The organism is Microcystis sp. 0824, assembly GCF_003112475.1.
GTDB classification, from domain to species: Bacteria; Cyanobacteriota; Cyanobacteriia; order Cyanobacteriales; family Microcystaceae; genus Microcystis; species Microcystis aeruginosa_C.
The window spans coordinates 1-2,221 of sequence record NZ_BDSM01000045.1; the positions used below are offsets into that span (position 1 = coordinate 1).

The 2,221-nt window shown below is 52.0% G+C and carries 1 tRNA gene and 2 rRNA genes; all 3 read left to right on the forward strand.

What is annotated here, in order from left to right:
- Positions 1-276 precede the first annotated feature (276 nt).
- Positions 277-1,765: ribosomal RNA gene (locus N0824_RS13800) — 16S ribosomal RNA — on the forward strand.
- Between the two features lie 132 nt (positions 1,766-1,897).
- A tRNA-Ile gene (locus N0824_RS13805) sits at positions 1,898-1,971 on the forward strand.
- 151 nt (positions 1,972-2,122) lie between these two features.
- Positions 2,123-2,221: ribosomal RNA gene (locus N0824_RS13810) — 23S ribosomal RNA — on the forward strand; the annotation flags it as partial.

Below are 2,221 nucleotides of genomic sequence, written 5' to 3' on the forward strand. Positions count from 1 at the left end.
AAAAAGACCAAAAGCTGAAAGGCTTACGTAGCAAGGGATAGAAAAAAGATCAAAAAATTTTGCCAAAAGGGGTTGACAAACCTGGGGAAGTTAGATACATTGGTAAATGCGCGGTTGAAGCGAAGCGAAAGCGAAGCGAAACAAACGACGCTCGAACCTAGACAAAACAATAGTTTGAAAGCCAAGCAAAAAAAGCCTCGTTTAGAAGCAATTCTATAACAAAGAAGTCAAACCCGCAAGGGGGAGACAAAAAAAAGTCAAAGAATCAAACGATTCATCATGGAGAGTTTGATCCTGGCTCAGGATGAACGCTGGCGGCGTGCCTAACACATGCAAGTCGAACGGGAATCTTCGGATTCTAGTGGCGGACGGGTGAGTAACGCGTAAGAATCTAACTTCAGGACGGGGACAACAGTTGGAAACGACTGCTAATACCCGATATGCCGCAAGGTGAAACCTAATTGGCCTGGAGAAGAGCTTGCGTCTGATTAGCTAGTTGGTGGGGTAAGAGCCTACCAAGGCGACGATCAGTAGCTGGTCTGAGAGGATGAGCAGCCACACTGGGACTGAGACACGGCCCAGACTCCTACGGGAGGCAGCAGTGGGGAATTTTCCGCAATGGGCGAAAGCCTGACGGAGCAACGCCGCGTGAGGGAGGAAGGTCTTTGGATTGTAAACCTCTTTTCTCAAGGAAGAAGTTCTGACGGTACTTGAGGAATCAGCCTCGGCTAACTCCGTGCCAGCAGCCGCGGTAATACGGGGGAGGCAAGCGTTATCCGGAATTATTGGGCGTAAAGCGTCCGCAGGTGGTCAGCCAAGTCTGCTGTCAAATCAGGTTGCTTAACGACCTAAAGGCGGTGGAAACTGGCAGACTAGAGAGCAGTAGGGGTAGCAGGAATTCCCAGTGTAGCGGTGAAATGCGTAGAGATTGGGAAGAACATCGGTGGCGAAAGCGTGCTACTGGGCTGTATCTGACACTCAGGGACGAAAGCTAGGGGAGCGAAAGGGATTAGATACCCCTGTAGTCCTAGCCGTAAACGATGGATACTAGGCGTGGCTTGTATCGACCCGAGCCGTGCCGAAGCTAACGCGTTAAGTATCCCGCCTGGGGAGTACGCACGCAAGTGTGAAACTCAAAGGAATTGACGGGGGCCCGCACAAGCGGTGGAGTATGTGGTTTAATTCGATGCAACGCGAAGAACCTTACCAAGACTTGACATGTCGCGAACCCTGGTGAAAGCTGGGGGTGCCTTCGGGAGCGCGAACACAGGTGGTGCATGGCTGTCGTCAGCTCGTGTCGTGAGATGTTGGGTTAAGTCCCGCAACGAGCGCAACCCTCGTTCTTAGTTGCCAGCATTAAGTTGGGGACTCTAAGGAGACTGCCGGTGACAAACCGGAGGAAGGTGGGGATGACGTCAAGTCAGCATGCCCCTTACGTCTTGGGCGACACACGTACTACAATGGTCGGGACAAAGGGCAGCGAACTCGCGAGAGCCAGCGAATCCCAGCAAACCCGGCCTCAGTTCAGATTGCAGGCTGCAACTCGCCTGCATGAAGGAGGAATCGCTAGTAATCGCCGGTCAGCATACGGCGGTGAATTCGTTCCCGGGCCTTGTACACACCGCCCGTCACACCATGGAAGCTGGTCACGCCCGAAGTCATTACCTCAACCGCAAGGAGGGGGATGCCTAAGGCAGGGCTAGTGACTGGGGTGAAGTCGTAACAAGGTAGCCGTACCGGAAGGTGTGGCTGGATCACCTCCTTAAAGGGAGACCTAATTCGGGTAGAAGACGAAAAAATAGTAGTCGAAACCAAGAATCAATCCCAAAAGGTCGGAACGAGGTATGTGGCTTTCAAACTAGGTTCTGGGTTCACAAAAGACCTGAATCAGGAACAAGGGCTATTAGCTCAGGTGGTTAGAGCGCACCCCTGATAAGGGTGAGGTCCCTGGTTCGAGTCCAGGATGGCCCACCTGCACAGGTGGCAAAAACAAGAGAAACGAGGAATCAGCACCTTATCTTACTCATATAGTAGGAGAGAATGCTGGCTCTGAGTAAAGAGTCCAGAGGAACCTTGAAAACTGCATAGAGCTAGGTGAAAAAGCCAAAAAAGAAGACCGCAAGGTCAAGCTAATAAGGGCTAACGGTGGATACCTAGGCACACGGAAGCGAAGAAGGACGTAGTTACCGACGAAACGCTTCGGGGAGCGGGAAGCAAGCAT